This is a genomic window from Acinetobacter sp. P1(2025) (assembly GCF_051390655.1).
GTDB classification, from domain to species: Bacteria; Pseudomonadota; Gammaproteobacteria; order Pseudomonadales; family Moraxellaceae; genus Acinetobacter; species Acinetobacter junii.
The window spans coordinates 1-14,984 of the sequence record NZ_JBPKBJ010000077.1 but is presented as its reverse complement, the minus strand read 5'-3'; the positions used below and the strand labels follow the sequence as shown (position 1 = coordinate 14,984).

The 14,984-nt window shown below is 38.0% G+C and carries 16 protein-coding genes, 1 tRNA gene and 1 pseudogene; 13 read left to right on the top strand and 5 right to left on the bottom strand.

Annotation, left to right across the window (positions count from 1 at the left end):
* Positions 1–200 precede the first annotated feature (200 nt).
* The 3 genes from ACSC97_RS15275 (at position 201) to ACSC97_RS15265 (ending at position 1,280) form a co-directional block, all read left to right on the top strand.
* Positions 201–277 (top strand) — tRNA-Met (locus ACSC97_RS15275).
* A 270-nt stretch (positions 278–547) separates the two neighbouring features.
* Positions 548–769 carry a cold-shock protein gene (locus ACSC97_RS15270; protein WP_004911781.1) on the top strand — a complete coding sequence of 74 codons (222 nt, stop codon included), beginning with the start codon at positions 548–550 and terminating at the stop codon, positions 767–769.
* Positions 770–1,046: 277 nt separating this feature from the next.
* Positions 1,047–1,280 (top strand): hypothetical protein, encoded by a 234-nt coding sequence (locus ACSC97_RS15265; protein ID WP_099948791.1) that lies wholly within the window; start codon positions 1,047–1,049, stop codon positions 1,278–1,280.
* Between the two features lie 76 nt (positions 1,281–1,356).
* On the opposite strand, the gene ACSC97_RS15260 is transcribed toward ACSC97_RS15265, so the two are convergent.
* Positions 1,357–1,923 carry a lysozyme gene (locus ACSC97_RS15260; RefSeq protein ID WP_436661777.1) on the bottom strand — a complete coding sequence of 189 codons (567 nt, stop codon included), beginning with the start codon at positions 1,921–1,923 and terminating at the stop codon, positions 1,357–1,359.
* A 222-nt stretch (positions 1,924–2,145) separates the two neighbouring features.
* On the opposite strand from ACSC97_RS15260, the gene ACSC97_RS15255 reads away from it, so the two are divergent.
* Positions 2,146–2,700, top strand: a complete 555-nt coding sequence (locus ACSC97_RS15255) for a 1-acyl-sn-glycerol-3-phosphate acyltransferase (protein WP_039048249.1) — start codon at positions 2,146–2,148, stop codon at positions 2,698–2,700.
* Positions 2,701–2,842: 142 nt separating this feature from the next.
* The gene (locus ACSC97_RS15250; RefSeq protein ID WP_004954784.1) at positions 2,843–3,592 is read left to right on the top strand and encodes a YebC/PmpR family DNA-binding transcriptional regulator; all 750 of its coding nucleotides are present in this window, start codon (positions 2,843–2,845) and stop codon (positions 3,590–3,592) included.
* Between the two features lie 43 nt (positions 3,593–3,635).
* Here the strand turns inward: ACSC97_RS15250 and ACSC97_RS15245 are convergent, their stop codons facing one another.
* Positions 3,636–4,106 carry an Lrp/AsnC family transcriptional regulator gene (locus ACSC97_RS15245; protein ID WP_004911804.1) on the bottom strand — a complete coding sequence of 157 codons (471 nt, stop codon included), beginning with the start codon at positions 4,104–4,106 and terminating at the stop codon, positions 3,636–3,638.
* 459 nt (positions 4,107–4,565) lie between these two features.
* Positions 4,566–5,336: a glutathione S-transferase family protein gene (locus ACSC97_RS15240; RefSeq protein WP_005402450.1), complete on the bottom strand. Its 771-nt coding sequence runs from the start codon at positions 5,334–5,336 to the stop codon at positions 4,566–4,568.
* A 357-nt stretch (positions 5,337–5,693) separates the two neighbouring features.
* Here ACSC97_RS15240 and ACSC97_RS15235 point away from each other — a divergent pair, with 357 nt between their 5' ends.
* The 7 genes from ACSC97_RS15235 to ychF all read left to right on the top strand — a co-directional run bounded on the left by ACSC97_RS15235 (position 5,694) and on the right by ychF (position 13,325).
* Entirely contained in the window at positions 5,694–6,905 is a 1,212-nt protein-coding gene (locus ACSC97_RS15235) for an SfnB family sulfur acquisition oxidoreductase (RefSeq protein ID WP_436661773.1), read from the top strand.
* Positions 6,906–6,918: 13 nt separating this feature from the next.
* The gene (locus ACSC97_RS15230; protein ID WP_436661771.1) at positions 6,919–8,142 is read left to right on the top strand and encodes an SfnB family sulfur acquisition oxidoreductase; all 1,224 of its coding nucleotides are present in this window, start codon (positions 6,919–6,921) and stop codon (positions 8,140–8,142) included.
* Complete coding sequence (locus ACSC97_RS15225; protein ID WP_436661769.1) at positions 8,142–9,554, top strand: LLM class flavin-dependent oxidoreductase; 1,413 nt, start codon at positions 8,142–8,144, stop codon at positions 9,552–9,554. The genes ACSC97_RS15230 and ACSC97_RS15225 overlap by 1 nt, the downstream gene beginning before the upstream one ends.
* A gap of 27 nt (positions 9,555–9,581) precedes the next feature.
* Positions 9,582–10,412, top strand: coding sequence for a MetQ/NlpA family ABC transporter substrate-binding protein (locus tag ACSC97_RS15220; RefSeq protein ID WP_436661767.1), 831 nt, complete (start codon positions 9,582–9,584; stop codon positions 10,410–10,412).
* Between the two features lie 11 nt (positions 10,413–10,423).
* Complete coding sequence (locus tag ACSC97_RS15215) at positions 10,424–11,494, top strand: methionine ABC transporter ATP-binding protein (RefSeq protein ID WP_436661765.1); 1,071 nt, start codon at positions 10,424–10,426, stop codon at positions 11,492–11,494.
* Positions 11,475–12,134 (top strand): methionine ABC transporter permease, encoded by a 660-nt coding sequence (locus tag ACSC97_RS15210; RefSeq protein WP_112986490.1) that lies wholly within the window; start codon positions 11,475–11,477, stop codon positions 12,132–12,134. Before ACSC97_RS15215 ends, ACSC97_RS15210 begins: the two co-directional genes overlap by 20 nt.
* A 99-nt stretch (positions 12,135–12,233) precedes the next feature.
* Positions 12,234–13,325, top strand: coding sequence for a redox-regulated ATPase YchF (ychF, locus tag ACSC97_RS15205; protein ID WP_436661763.1), 1,092 nt, complete (start codon positions 12,234–12,236; stop codon positions 13,323–13,325).
* Between the two features lie 101 nt (positions 13,326–13,426).
* Here the strand turns inward: ychF and ACSC97_RS15200 are convergent, their stop codons facing one another.
* Positions 13,427–13,996, bottom strand: coding sequence for a hypothetical protein (locus ACSC97_RS15200; protein ID WP_436661761.1), 570 nt, complete (start codon positions 13,994–13,996; stop codon positions 13,427–13,429).
* A 128-nt stretch (positions 13,997–14,124) separates the two neighbouring features.
* A complete protein-coding gene (locus ACSC97_RS15195; RefSeq protein WP_130576024.1) occupies positions 14,125–14,658 on the bottom strand; it encodes a DUF962 domain-containing protein in 534 nt (177 codons plus the stop codon).
* A gap of 106 nt (positions 14,659–14,764) precedes the next feature.
* Here ACSC97_RS15195 and ACSC97_RS15190 point away from each other — a divergent pair.
* Positions 14,765–14,872 (top strand): annotated as a pseudogene (locus ACSC97_RS15190) (Crp/Fnr family transcriptional regulator); the annotation flags it as partial.
* Positions 14,873–14,984 lie beyond the last annotated feature (112 nt).

Genomic DNA, 14,984 nt, shown 5'->3' with positions numbered 1-14,984 from the left:
TGAATTTTATGATCGACATTTCTCAAAAGTAATGGCAGCATAATTTAAATATTTAGAGCGGATTTATCACTTATAAAACTAGATTGAGTGGTCTAATTAACGGAACCACATCAAAAGGTTAAAAATACTTCAGATAGCATTATTTATTGAAGATTTATTTGACCTTATCAATTATACCGCGTATAAAGTCAACTCACTGGTGCGGGGTGGAGCAGTCTGGTAGCTCGTCGGGCTCATAACCCGAAGGTCGTTGGTTCAAATCCAACCCCCGCATCCAATTATTTAAGTTTTTTAGAAAAATATTCTGTATTAATATTATGTAATTCATAACATTAATATTGATTCTTTTTATAACCTAAAAATAAAGATTGCTAATTCACATATAAAGCGTATAGTGAATATACACGATAAGAAAATATATTTTTGTCTCATTAAAATTCTCATTTTGCATGAATACTTCCCGCTTATTTGATATTTTAGTTTCAAGTTTATTATTTTAAAATCAGTCTTTTATAAATTTATTCTCATCAAGAGAAAGGATATTATTATGTCAAATGGTATGAATGGTACAGTTAAATGGTTTAACGAAACTAAAGGTTTTGGTTTTATTCAGTCAGATAATGGTCAAGATGTTTTCGCTCACTACAGCGAAATTGCAAACAACGGATTTAAAACACTTTTTGAAGGTCAACGCGTTAAATTTGACGTAATGCAAGGTAAAAAAGGTCTACAAGCAAGTAATATTTCTGTTCTTGCATTGAACTCTTAACTCCCTTTGCTTATTTAGTTAATTCCAGTCAAAAATATCAAAACTTATAGCTGAAAATACCATAAACTTTTCATCTTACGGTCTTAGAATATTACTAAATTTTCTCAATAAGCCTACTTATAGAAGTGGGCTTATTTCTTATTAGATAAATCATTAAATAGAGTATAAAATTAAAATCTCTCGAATAAAATTTTCATAGAATTTAAATATTGCATTTACATTACAAAGCTTATTTTTTATGTTAGGATAAGATCGAATCTAAGATTATCTTATAAATATGTGCAATATTAGTATATTAGAAGAATTAAACCAATCTATTGAGTACTATTTAAATAGAAATGGGCAATATCCAAGTCGAATTATTTTAGGTTATAAAACCTATACTGAACTTATGCATCAAAAGAAATTTTCAGACGAATTAAAGAATTCTGCTATAGAACCCAATAAGCGTAAGTACAGAAAAATTAAAATTAAGCTAACTCAAGATGATCACCAGTTAGAGTTACGATAGCTCTATTCGTTATTAGAAAGTCCCCCTTAACGTATTTACTGTTTCAATCTTAATTTATTGAATAGAATTCCAATAATTACTTTAGAAATAATTCTTTTTCGGCTTGTCGACGTCTCACCAATCCACGCATCACATTCCCTCCAGCCTTATTCCAAACCTCAAATTGTTCGGCTGCTGCTGAATATTTACCCATATTTAGATACTTTAATAATGTTGATGTTCTAAATGCATTTTCACCAATGTTATAAGTCAATGATACAAGGGCATCGAACTGATTTTGCTTTAATGAAACATTAACAAGGTGATTTACTGTACGCTGAAACCTTAATAAATCATGTTGAAAATAAGCTTTTGCTTCACTTTCAGTGCAGGTCTCACCTCTTTTAACTCTCACTCCATTTGGATAAATCGTTGTTCCATATCCAATAGTCCAAGTGCCTGCTCCATCATCATAAGATTTTAATCTCAGATCTTCAAACTCCATGATGAAGCGCATTCCAGCATGGCTTATTTGCGTGGGCACTATGGCTTCAACTTCAGTTTCATCATATGCAGTTACTATATTAGAGTTCGATGTCTCAGATCTAGAACTCACTTGGTATTGATTGATCATTTGTTTTAGCCACTTCTTAAAGCTTTTCACCAAGTTTTTCTCGAATCTAAATTAAGTGAGTTCAGCATATTCATGCTGTGATTACGAGTTTGTTATGGTAACAACCTTACATATCACTGAATCAACAGATCAGAATTATTTGCTATTCCTTGAAAAATATTCAATTTGCCGAAATCATGAAGTTGTGGTTGTTAAGGATATATATTTTCACAATAAGTCATATTAAACTGCTGTGATTCTTTTGAACGATGAATGACTGCTATGAAAAAAATTATTGGAAAATCAATCTTTAAGGCAGCAGGCTGGACATATCAAGTTGATCCCGCAATTTTGGAACAGAAACAAGTAATTATTGGATTTGAACATACATCAAATCTAGACACTATTCTTTCACTCGCTTTGTTTGAAATCTTAGAACTTAAAGTTCATACATTGATTAAAAAGGAACTATTCAAAGGTCCTCTTAAACCTATTTTAGAAAAGCTAGGTGGCATTCCTGTTGATCGTAAAGCAAATAAAGACATAGTGACGCAAATGGTCGACTTATTTAAGCGTAATGAGCGCTTTAATTTAGTCATAGCTCCAGAGGCAACACGCGCAAAAAATGGTGAAGATCGCAAACCAATTCGTACAGGATTTTGGCATATTGCTAAAGCAGCCAACGTACCTATTATTTTGATGTATGCCAATGCACGTACAAAACAAGGTGGTATTTTAGGAAAAATTTATCCTACAGATTTACAAAAAGATTTGGAACAAATCAAAGCTCTTTATGCTGAATACGACATTGACGTAAAGATTAACTAATTTTTGCATTCTTTCTGATCAATCTTTAATACATGATCAGGAATTTAAATTTTGAATGCTTAATGCGGTGGTTTTCAACAAAACTATCGCTATGCTAATATTCACGCACTTTTTTGAGTTTTAATTTTTTGGAGTTACTTCCATGGCGGGTCATTCTAAATGGGCCAATATTAAGCATCGTAAAGCTAAACAAGATGCAAGTCGCGGTAAAGTTTTTACTAAATACATCCGTGAAATCGTAACAGCTTCACGTTTAGGCGGGCCAGATGCAGCGAGTAACCCTCGTTTACGTGCCGTTGTTGAAAAAGCACTTTCTGTGAATATGACACGTGACACCATCAACCGTGCAATCCAACGTGGTGCTGGTGGCGAAGATAATGATGATTTAAAAGAAGTAACCTATGAAGGTTATGGTGTTGGTGGTGTTGCAGTTATCGTTGAAACCATGACTGATAACTTAAACCGTACTGTTCCAGATGTTCGTCATTGCTTTAGTAAAACCAATGGCAACTTGGGTACCAACGGTTCAGTAGCATACCTATTCACTAAGCGTGGCGAAATTTCTTTTGATGATGTTTCATTAGAAGACAAAGTGATGGAAGTTGCTTTAGAAGCTGGTGCTGATGACATCGAGATCGATGAAGATAGTATCTTAGTTATCACTAGTCCCGAAAGTTTTGGTGATGTTCAAGATGCGCTTACAGCAGCAGGATTGAAATCTGACAATGCCGAAGTGGTCATGAGCCCATCGACTAAAGCTGAAATCAACGATATTGATCAAGCTAAACAGATCATGAAAATGATTGATATGCTTGAAGATCTTGATGATGTTCAAAACGTTTATACAAACGTGGAATTTACAGAAGAAGTTTTAGCTCAACTCGATGCTTAACTGATTCAAGTGAGTAAAAAATGCATCTTTTTAGATGCATTTTTTATAGCTTATTTAAAAGCTTATAACAGTTGAAAACATTATATTCTTTGATCACAAAACTCGAATGAAGTGCTACTACACTGTCGATCTTACCAATACGGCGTAATAAAATTTCACTGTAGTCATCCATATTTCTCGCTACCAGTTCTAAAATAAAATCTGCACTCTGCCCTGTTACTAGAAATGCATTGGTCACTTCTGGAATATCTTCAATTTCTTCTAAAAACTTATCAAAAGTTTCGCTGTCATGCTTACTAAGCGACACTTGCAAAAGAATGTGCAGACTAAAACCAAGCTTATTAAAGTTAATTTCTCGTTTAAGCTGCCCCATTACTTGGGATTCAATTAAATTTTTAATACGGCGATGTACTGAACTTACCGATAGATTAATACGCTCTGACAATTCATTCAGATTTACATCTTCGTGAGTCAAAATTTCAAGAATTTGCTTATCAAATCGATCTAATTCCATAGTACAGTCCATATGATTTCTAACTTATTTTATCGGAACTGCTTAAAACAAATTTTTAAGGGTCAAGGGAAAACATACGTTTAACTTTTGACAATGTTGTATGGATAACACGAACATTATTCCGATAAACTTTTGGTTTATCTTTGTCTCAAAGCCGAAACAAGACCTTTTGAGTAAATGTTCGACTCATCTCCCAATAGTCAAACAACTCGTTTCGATCCCCATCACACCCTGAAACATAAGATAACAAAGCCTTTATACAATTATTTCCCTCTTTTAACTTTTTTTAAAGTAAATTTGGAAAATATTTCTAATATTTTTAGCTTAAAACGAATTTTCTTTTAATAAATCATGCTATTCATTAATAATTTCTTAGATTTTTGATAGTTACCCCATTTAATTTCTCATAAAAAAGCCCTGATATTTTGTATCAAAGCTAATATTGGTGTGGATTAGCGATCACATTCCACGCCAATCCACTCGCGCGTTACGTTCAGTCGCATAAATACGCTGTACATATTGTCCTAATGGTAGATCAAGTAAATCGTCATGATATTGTTTCAATTCACCTGAAAATTGTTCAAGATCATCATTTTCTAGTTCCCAAGGAGTACCCTTGATCACAAGCAACGGTGCCAGCATAGAACAGACCGCAATATCGGCTAATCCCAAACGATCTCCAACCAAATAACGTCCTTGATTATCGATCAAACGCTGATTTAAATCTGCAATCAATTCCGTCATTCGTATTTTCGATTTTTCAACTTTTTCTGGATTCAGTTTGTAATTCGTTGAAACTAAACTCTTCAAAATAGGTTTTGAGATTTTCTCAAATTGACGTAAGTAACCCTGTTCACCCATCATAATTTCAAGTGGATGATCACCAATAGAAAGTGCCTGTGCTAATGTCCAACGGCGAACATGAATCCCTAATTCACCCGCAAGCTCATCAATATCAAGAGCCTGTTTGCGTAAACTTTCGTCACGTCTAAGTAATGCATGTTCGGGATAAGTCGCATCAAGATAGAGGGCAATCTTGGTTGAGTCTGCAACCCAGCGTTTGTCATCTTTCAACATTGGCAAAAAATATTGCCCAGATTTGAGATAGGTAAACGCGCGATGAAAACCTGGAATTAAATTATGTGCAACATAGTCCAATTCCTTATGATCTAACAACCAGCGAGCTTTTTCACAATAGTGAGATAAAGGAAATTGGTATAAAACCCGCATAGACACTCCAAATTTATTTTTCTATTCGATCAAACATAAAGTTTTTCCTACTTTAGAAGTAAAAGTGAATGATTACAATGTCGTTTTTGCTCTATCTTTTTTAATTTTGGCTAAAGCTTGCTATACATTTTTTAGATGAAGTTATTCTATTTAGTGATAAAAAAACTGTTTTTGTAGCTTAAAGTTTACACCAAAAGTGATAAATGATTGTTTTCACTAAAATTTAAATATCATTTTTTATTTCATTTTTCTCATAAAAAATGCTTAACAATTATTGTGATATACAAGCCAAAACTGATGGTTTAGTGGAAAAGTAAAACTTTTGTAAAGTTCCTCTTATCTATTAGAGGTGTCTACATGTCCAGTAATCAATCAGTGATCCAAGCTCCAGTACAACTGATTTTAAATGATCAGCAGGCCATTAATGCTGCCTATCAAGTTGCTGACTTTGCATTAGAAGAACGAAATAAACGAGACCAAAATCGTATTTTGCCAACGGAACAAATCAATCAGTTTAGTCAAAAGGGTTTAGGCGGTATCCGTATTCCAAAACAATATGGTGGTGCTTTTGTCTCCAATAAAACCTTAGCCCATGTGTTTCGTATTTTGAGTAAAGCAGACGCCAATGTTGGGCAAATTCCACAAAACCAATTCGGTCTTTTAAATTTTATTAATATCACGGGTTCAGATGCACAAAAACAGTTTATCTACACTGAAATTCTGGCAGGTAAACGCATTGCAAATGGTGGACCTGAAAAAAATTCCAAAAATACCAAAGCCATTCAAACCACGTTAACGTTGGAAAATGGGCAATACTTCTTAAACGGGGAAAAATTTTACTCAACTGGAACCAGTTTTGCAGATTGGTTAGCAATTCGTGCCTTACATCCAGATGGTCATACCGTACTTGCAATCATTGACCGACATGCCGCAGGTGTTGAGGTCATTAATGACTGGAATGGCTTTGGTCAACGCACCACAGCCAGCGGAACAGTAAAACTCCACAACGTCATCGCTGATCCCGCATTATTCTTTGATGAACGCATTATTGCTAATACTCCAAATGTTCGCGGTGCCTATTCTCAGCTTCTACAAGTTGCCATTGATGTTGGCATCGCCGAAGCAGCTTTTGATGACACTTTATCCAGCATTCGTAAAGCACGTCCCATTATTGATGCAGGTGTAGAAAAAGCCAGTGAAGAACATTACACCTTACAAGAAGTTGGTATGCTCAATATCCTTCTCGATGCAGCTATTTTATTACTAGATGAGGCAGCAGAATATCTAGATGAACTGGATCAACTCACTCAGATTTCTAGCGAGCAATCCGCGCGCGCCTCTATTTTAGTGGCAGAAGCAAAGATATATGCCAATGATGCTGCCCTGCATATCTCAGAAAAATTACTCGAACTTGGTGGCAGTCGTGCCAGCCTGAGCCAACACAATCTTGATCAGCATTGGCGTAATGCCCGTGTGCATACCTTACATGATCCTGTGCGTTGGAAATTCCATGTGATTGGTGACTATTACCTCAATGGTACACACCCTGCCCGCCATGCCTGGATTTAAGGAGCAAATCATCATGACCTCTTATCAAGAATTACAAGGTTTTGCCAAAACCAATTTTAAAGTAGACCATATTATCCAAAGTGATGCAGAAGCCCTAGAAATTGCAACTCAACTCAGTCAACAGTTTAAACAAAATGCGGTGGAACGCGATGCCAATCGAAACTTGCCGTTTACTGAAATCGAAGCCTATAGTCAGTCAGGTTTATGGGCAATTACGGTACCTAAGCAGTACGGTGGTGCAGAAGTTTCCAGCCTAACAGTAGCTAAAGTGATTGCGCTGTTTAGTGGTGCGGATGGTTCAATCGGTCAGATTCCACAAAACCATTTTTATGCATTGGAAGTATTGCGCAATACTGGTACAGAAGCGCAAAAGAAACGCCTCTATCAAGAAGTATTACAAGGTGCACGTTTCGGTAATGCGCTGGCGGAATTTAAAACCCGCACTTATGCACATAAGCAAACCACATTGATTCAAAGCGAAAACGGTTATCTGATCCAAGGGGAAAAATTCTATTGCACCGGTAGCCTATTCTCCCATCGTATTCCAACCTTAGTGGTGGATGAATCTGGACGCGAATTTTTGGCTTTTGTACAAAGAGACAGTCAAGGATTAGAACTGATTGATGACTGGTCTGGCTTTGGGCAACGGACTACTGGCAGCGGTACAGTCAAATTTCATCAGGTCTTTGTTGCCAAAGAGGATGTGATTCCTTTTGATACCGCCTTTAAGCAGCTATCTTTGGTAGGACCATTTGCTCAAATCATGCATGCCGCGATTGAAGTCGGGATTGCTCGTGCTGCTTTTGAAGAAACCCTAGAACGTGTACGTGTTGCCCGCCCTTGGATTGATGCCAATATTGATTCCGCCACTCAAGACCCCCTAACCCTATCTGAGCTGGGTCGTGTGGCAACCGATGTCAAAGCCAGCGAACTTTTACTAAAACAAGCAGCTCGCTCTGTAGATATTGCCAAACAAGATTTGAATGCGGAGACCTTAGCCAAAGCCTCAATTGATGTGGCAAAAGTACGTGCGCATAGTACTGAAACTGCATTAAAGGCATCATCGAAACTGATTGAATTAGCAGGTAGTCGTGGCAGTCAACGTGCTGATGGTCTTGATCGTCATTGGCGTAATGCACGTGTACACACCTTGCATGATGCTGCACGCTGGAAATATTACTTCATCGGTAATTATGTATTGAATGGCATTCTGCCTCCACGTCGGGGGACTTTGTAATGAGCCAAACGACTGCTAAAAAAATCTTGTTAAATGCCTTTGATATGAACTGTGTCGGTCATATCAATCATGGCTTATGGACGCATCCGCGTGATCAATCACATCGCTTTAATGAACTGAGTTATTGGACTGAATTGGCACAAACTTTAGAACAAGGTTTGTTTGATGGTTTATTCCTTGCTGATATTACAGGTGTTTATGATGTCTATCAGAATGGCATCAATCTCACTCTGAAAGAATCGATTCAGTTACCTAGTCATGACCCTTCCACCCTGATTTCAGCAATGGCTTTGGTCACGCAGAATTTGGGTTTTGGTGTCACGGTCAATCTCAGCTATGAACAGCCTTATCAATTTGCACGGCGATTTGCCAGTCTTGATCATTTAACCCAAGGTCGTTTGGGCTGGAATATTGTCACAGGCTATCTGGATAGTGCCGAACGGCTAATTGGGCAAAAAGGTTTAAAAGATCATGATGCGCGCTATGATCAAGCCGAGGAGTTTTTACAACTTTGCTATCAATATTGGGAAGGTTCCTGGGAAAATGACGCCTTAAAGAAAGATAAGCAGCAGCGCGTTTTTACTGACCCCAATAAAGTCCATTCGATCAATCATCAAGGGCAATATTACCAAAGCCAAGGGGTATTTCAGGTGGCGCCGTCGGTACAGCGTACACCAACACTTTTTCAGGCCGGTGCTTCACCGAAGGGACTACAGTTTGCCACGCGTCATGCGGAATGTATTTTTATTGGCGGTGATCAACCAGAAAAGATTCGTCAGCAAGTCAATAAAATACGACTACAAGCACAGCAACAAGGTCGAGATGAAGATGCAATTAAAATCTTTGTCGGCATTACCGTGGTTGTGGCTGAAACACATGAACTTGCCCAGCAAAAACTGGCTGAATATCGTCAATATGCTAGCCCTGAAGCAGGTTTAGCACATTATGCCAGTTCAGTCGGAATTGATCTTGCCAAGTTTGCAGATGATGAAACGATTCCTTATCAAAAGAGCAATAGCATTGCTTCCGTCAATGAGAAGTTTAAAGAACAGCGCATCAGCAAAAATGATCTGAAAGCACAGCATGTTTTGGGTGGACGTTATCCCTTGATTGTAGGCAGTGGTACCGAGGTTGCAGAATACCTGATTGATCTGCTTCACCAGACCGGTATTGATGGTTTTAACCTGACCCGTACCGTTGCACCTGAATCACACCATGATTTCATTCGACTGGTCATTCCAGAGTTACAACAACGTGGACGTTATAAAACTGAATATGCCACAGGTTCACTGCGGAACAAACTGTTTGCCCAAGGCGATCATTTAGCTGCAAGCCATCCTGCTAACCAGTTCCGATGTAGACCGCATAACAACACAGATACCCTAAAAATAATTGAAGAAATTAGTGCTTAACATTTAAGAAAAGAATTGGAGAAATATATGGCTCAAACAGCCTCTAAAAAATGGCTTGGTATTGGCCTTGTCGTCGTTGTTGCGATTATTGCCTTATTGATTTGGAATAAACAAAGACAGAACCATAGCAGTGAACTAGTGATTGGGATCAGTCCTTCTTTTGCCCATCCATTACAAGTTGCAGTGGATGAAGCCAAACAGCAAGGTTTGAATGTCAAATTGGTCGAGTTTTCAGACTGGAATACCCCAAACATCACTTTGAATCATGGCGATATTGATGCGAACTTTTTCCAGCATCAACCTTTTTTGGATAATGCCATTAAAGAAACTGGCTTTAAATTAAAGTCATTTGCTGCGGGTGCGGCTTCACATGTTGGACTGTATTCAAAAAAATATAAAAGTTTTGATGAACTTCCGAATGGTGCAACTGTTGCGATTCCGAATGATCCTGTCAATCAAGGGCGTGCTTTATTGCTATTGCAACAAGCCAAGTTGATTGAACTGAAAGACAGTAACAATCACCTTTCTGCCTTGAAAGACATTAGCGCGAATCCGAAGAATTTGAAATTTACTGAAGTTGAAGGCCCGCAAACTGCACGTGCGATTGATGATGTTGATCTCGCTTTTGGCTACCCCCATTACTTACGTTTAGCCAAAACGGCTGATCCTGAAAGTGCCTTATTGTTTGATGACAATACCAATAAACGTTATGCGATTTTATTTGTGGTGCGTGATGATTATCAGGACAAGGACAACAAACTACAGAAATTTGTCGAGATTTATCAAAACTCACCCAAAGTTAAAGCAGCCTTGGATAGCGATTTCGGTCCAACGTTGTGGTTCCCAGGTTGGAAATAAGGAGAACAATCATGGTGAGTTTTGGTTCACAGGTCGATTTTTCAGTCCCACATCTGAAAATACGCGGTTTAAATAAGTTTTATGATGTACAGGGCCAACGCTTACATGCTTTAAAAGACATTAATATTGATATTCCCAAAGCACAGATTGTTGGGATTATCGGGAAAAGTGGCGCTGGTAAATCATCCCTACTCCGCACCCTCAATGGACTGGAGTCGATTGATACTGGCAGCATCCTGATTCATCAACAAAATATTGCTGAACTCAACCATGCCGAGTTGATCAAGACCCGGCAGAAAATTGGCATGATTTTTCAGCATTTTAATTTAATGTCTGCCAAAACTGTGTGGGAAAACGTAGCTTTACCGCTACGTATTGCGGGTTATGACAAAGCTGAGATTGAACAACGCGTCAGTGAGGTACTGACGCTGGTGGGATTAGAGGCAAAGCGAAATGATTACCCTGCTCAACTGTCTGGTGGACAAAAACAACGTGTGGGTATTGCTCGGGCCTTGGTTTCTCAGCCTGAAATCCTGCTCTGTGATGAAGCCACCTCAGCACTGGACCCTGAAAGTACCGCCAACATTCTGTCCTTATTAAAACAGATCAATCGAGACCTCGGTTTAACCATTGTCTTGATCACTCATGAGATGCAAGTCATTCAAGAGATTTGTGATCAAGTCATCGTGATTGATCATGGTGAGATTATCGAGTCTGGGCAAGTCTGGTCAGTATTTTCCAATCCGCAACAACAGATCACTCAGGAATTACTCAATTTTGAGCAGGTAAATTTACCTTTTGAACTGAGCCCAACTATTCTGCCTGAGAGTACGCATCAGATTTTAAAACTGAAATATGTTAGTGAATCGAAATCAGTGCCTGATTTATATGAGCTATTGGATGGCTTTAATAGTCCAGTTCAAGTTTATCACAGTCAAATTGATAGCATTCAGCAGCGTACCATCGGCTCATTGATCATCGGGATTCGCAATCTCGAATTTGGTCTCAACCACTCACAATCTGAAAAACATCCTGCAATTACACAACTTGAGGTGATCGGTTATGTACAATCAACTCATTGATCTGCTACTGACAGGTACGACCGATACTTTAATCATGGTCGGTGTTTCTGCGATTCTCGCCTTTTTAATTGGTCTGCCAATTGCCTTAATTTTGGTGAGTACTGCTGATTTTGGGATTTACCCTTCCAAGAAAATCAATCAATCATTAGGCTGGATCATTAACATCACTCGATCCGTGCCCTTCCTGATTTTAATGGTGGCTTTGATTCCTTTTACTCGCTGGATCGTCGGCACCAGTTACGGCGTCTTGGCTGCAATTGTGCCCTTAACCATTGCTGCGATTCCGTTCTTCGCCCGTATTGCGGAGGTCAGTCTACGTGAAGTCGATCAAGGGTTGATTGAAGCAGCACAAGCAATGGGCTGTAACCGCAAGCAGATTCTTTGGCACGTGCTGCTTCCGGAAGCATTACCCGGAATTATTGCAGGTTTTACCGTGACTATTGTCACCATGATCAGCTCTTCTGCCATTGCGGGTGCGATTGGTGCAGGTGGGCTCGGTGATATTGCCTATCGTTATGGCTATCAGCGTTTTGATATGCAAGTCATGCTGGCGGTGATTTTGGTCCTAATTGTTTTGGTCATGTTGGTACAAACGATAGGTGATAATATTGCCAAACAACTCGATAAACGGAAAGTTTGATCCTGAATTATGAATCCTCACTAGCCATGACCTGACTTTGTCATGGCTTTCATGTAAAATCAGCGACAATTTTTAAATAACACATTTGTGAGTGGTTTCATGGGTTTTAATTGCGGTATTGTTGGTCTGCCAAACGTAGGTAAATCTACATTATTTAATGCATTAACAAAGGCAGCGATTGCTGCTGAAAACTTTCCGTTCTGTACCATTGAACCAAACACAGGCATTGTTCCTGTTCCAGATCCACGTTTAGACAAACTTACAGCAATTGTTAAACCACAACGTGTTATTCCAACTACGATGGAATTCGTTGATATCGCAGGTTTGGTTGCTGGTGCTTCAAAAGGTGAAGGTCTGGGTAACCAATTCCTTGCAAACATCCGTGAAACTGATGCAATCGCACACGTAGTACGTTGTTTTGAAGACGAAAACGTGATTCACGTAAATGGTAAAATTGCCCCATTAGATGACATCGCAACCATCAATACTGAACTTGCACTTGCTGACCTTGATACTGTTGCAAAAGCATTACTACGCTTAACTAAAGCAGCTAAAGGTGGTGACAAAGATGCAATTGCCACTAAAGCAGCATTAGAAAAAATCCAACCTTTACTCGATGAAGGCAAACCAGCTCGTGCCGCTGACCTATCAGATGATGAGCGTAAAGCTGTTCGTGGTTTTGGTTTAATGACACTTAAACCAACCATGTATATTGCCAACGTTGCAGAAGATGGTTTTGAAAACAACCCACATCTTGACGCAGTTAAAAAACTTGCTGCTGAAGAAAATGCAATCGTTGTACCACTTTGCAATCAGATCGAAGCCGAAATTTCATTACTTGAAGATGAAGACCGTGCTGAATTCTTAGAAGCAATGGGTATGGAAGAGCCAGGTCTAAACGTAGTGATTCGTGCAGGCTATAGCTTACTTGGTTTACAAACATACTTTACTGCAGGCGTACAAGAAGTTCGTGCTTGGACAGTTAAAGTGGGTGCGACTGCGCCACAAGCTGCTGGTGTGATTCACACTGATTTTGAAAAAGGTTTTATTCGTGCAGAATGTATTTCTTACGATGACTTTATTCAATACAACGGTGAAAACGGCGCGAAAGAAGCAGGAAAATGGCGTCTAGAAGGTAAAACTTATGTCGTTCAAGACGGTGATGTCCTTCACTTCCGTTTCAACGTATAAATCAAAGTTTTGATTTCCAAACCGCCAATTTGACCTGATTGGCGGTTTTTTTATTTTTTTATTTTTTTATTTTTTTATTACCACTTAAATTTAAAAACAACTTATAACAATAACTTTTTCAATTGTTGCGTTACATGCAATCTCGCTTTTTTCTGCTTAAAGATAGTTGGGATATGTAATAAAAAGAAAGAATGTCGATAATTTTTGTGGTCTCTTAGGTTTTCATTTAGATAATGATACAGATCCAAAGCAGCCTCACGATGAAACGCCCATAAAACTTGCTGTTTATACGTCACAATGTAATAAGCATCATTCGGCCAGTTTAAATGATGCTTTTGTTGACAATTACATGATTCGCAAACGACTCCTCCATGACTTAGTCTGGAATATCGTGCATGCCAAACTGTTGCATCATAGCCTTTAGGTAAGTCTTGAATTTGTTCAATCGGAATTGCTAGATTTGGATAATAAAATGCCGCATGCCAATAAGCTCCGCAACTATCCTGAAAGCGCTCATATTCAAAATCAGCATGTTGTTGGAAATACTCGACATCTTTCTTGAGTGTTATCTTGGCTATTCTGGCAAATTCGAAATTAGCTTTACCGACACAACATGGACATTTAATTTCTAATTTTTCAGGTAAGGACCAATATTCATAAATTCCTTTCATTTGCTCTTTAATAATAAATCATCAACCTAAACTGAAAATAAGCTTAGCAATTAGATCAAGCTTTTAGAATCAGTAAATGAAAAAGCCAAGTCGTTATGAGCTTGGCTTTTTAACTTGCAATAGATCAATTAAGACGCTGTTTGCGGTTTCATATCCATTTCTGCACGTTTCATTTGTGCTTCTTTTAAAATACGTTGATGTAATGGCTTACGGAATCCAAGTAGAAAAACGAACTCTGCTAATACAAATAGAGGTCCTATTGCTAAACCAATCAAATCATCAACAAATGCAGGTTTTTTCTTCTCGAAATAATGCCCTACAAATTGAAATACCCAACCTACTACAAAAATACCGATACTCGCTCCTAACCAGCTCCACATCGGTAATACGGCTATTTTTACTGCAAGTGGATATGCTGCGATGAATATAATCAGCATTAGAATGCCAAAAAACTTATCTAATGATATATAGTAAATTGCACTCAATACAATCAGTATCGATGCCAAAGTCACTGAAACTCCTGATATTTCTACACCCGCACGCGCAGTTAAGCATAAAATTGAAAAAACAATCAGTGGAATACCCACAAAATGGGTCACAATATTTTTCTGATCCAAATGATATGCAGCATACTGACTGAGTAGACGCTCCAAATTTGTCATTTTTAATTCCTCATATTATTTCTGTATGTTATTAATCTATTACAAATCAGCAAATAAAATTGTCATGTAGCTGACAAATGGATTTATATTTTTAAAAGGAAATAGAGTGTTAGATCCCATTCATATTCACCATTTACAGCAAAATTCGTGGTTTAGTCATCTTGCAGAGCCTTTCAAGCAGTTCATTTTGGATCATGGTAAGAAACTTATAATTTAGGACTTACGCATTGACAGATTCAAAAAAGTATTAAAATGCTTTATAAAGTATCTGTGATTAGACGAATTAAACATGCTTCTACAGCAACCTGTACTCTACCCATTTATAT

What these genes read in the sequence shown, in the direction of transcription:
- ACSC97_RS15270 (WP_004911781.1), top strand. Translation starts at nt 548, where the DNA reads ATGTCAAATGGTATGAATGGTACAGTTAAATGGTTTAACGAAACTAAA.
- ACSC97_RS15265 (WP_099948791.1), top strand. Translation starts at nt 1,047, where the DNA reads ATGTGCAATATTAGTATATTAGAAGAATTAAACCAATCTATTGAGTAC.
- ACSC97_RS15255 (WP_039048249.1), top strand. Translation starts at nt 2,146, where the DNA reads ATGACTGCTATGAAAAAAATTATTGGAAAATCAATCTTTAAGGCAGCA.
- ACSC97_RS15250 (WP_004954784.1), top strand. Translation starts at nt 2,843, where the DNA reads ATGGCGGGTCATTCTAAATGGGCCAATATTAAGCATCGTAAAGCTAAA.
- ACSC97_RS15245 (WP_004911804.1), bottom strand. Translation starts at nt 4,106, where the DNA reads ATGGAATTAGATCGATTTGATAAGCAAATTCTTGAAATTTTGACTCAC.
- ACSC97_RS15240 (WP_005402450.1), bottom strand. Translation starts at nt 5,336, where the DNA reads ATGCGGGTTTTATACCAATTTCCTTTATCTCACTATTGTGAAAAAGCT.
- ACSC97_RS15235 (WP_436661773.1), top strand. Translation starts at nt 5,694, where the DNA reads ATGTCCAGTAATCAATCAGTGATCCAAGCTCCAGTACAACTGATTTTA.
- ACSC97_RS15230 (WP_436661771.1), top strand. Translation starts at nt 6,919, where the DNA reads ATGACCTCTTATCAAGAATTACAAGGTTTTGCCAAAACCAATTTTAAA.
- ACSC97_RS15225 (WP_436661769.1), top strand. Translation starts at nt 8,142, where the DNA reads ATGAGCCAAACGACTGCTAAAAAAATCTTGTTAAATGCCTTTGATATG.
- ACSC97_RS15220 (WP_436661767.1), top strand. Translation starts at nt 9,582, where the DNA reads ATGGCTCAAACAGCCTCTAAAAAATGGCTTGGTATTGGCCTTGTCGTC.
- ACSC97_RS15215 (WP_436661765.1), top strand. Translation starts at nt 10,424, where the DNA reads ATGGTGAGTTTTGGTTCACAGGTCGATTTTTCAGTCCCACATCTGAAA.
- ACSC97_RS15210 (WP_112986490.1), top strand. Translation starts at nt 11,475, where the DNA reads ATGTACAATCAACTCATTGATCTGCTACTGACAGGTACGACCGATACT.
- ychF (WP_436661763.1), top strand. Translation starts at nt 12,234, where the DNA reads ATGGGTTTTAATTGCGGTATTGTTGGTCTGCCAAACGTAGGTAAATCT.
- ACSC97_RS15200 (WP_436661761.1), bottom strand. Translation starts at nt 13,996, where the DNA reads ATGAAAGGAATTTATGAATATTGGTCCTTACCTGAAAAATTAGAAATT.
- ACSC97_RS15195 (WP_130576024.1), bottom strand. Translation starts at nt 14,658, where the DNA reads ATGACAAATTTGGAGCGTCTACTCAGTCAGTATGCTGCATATCATTTG.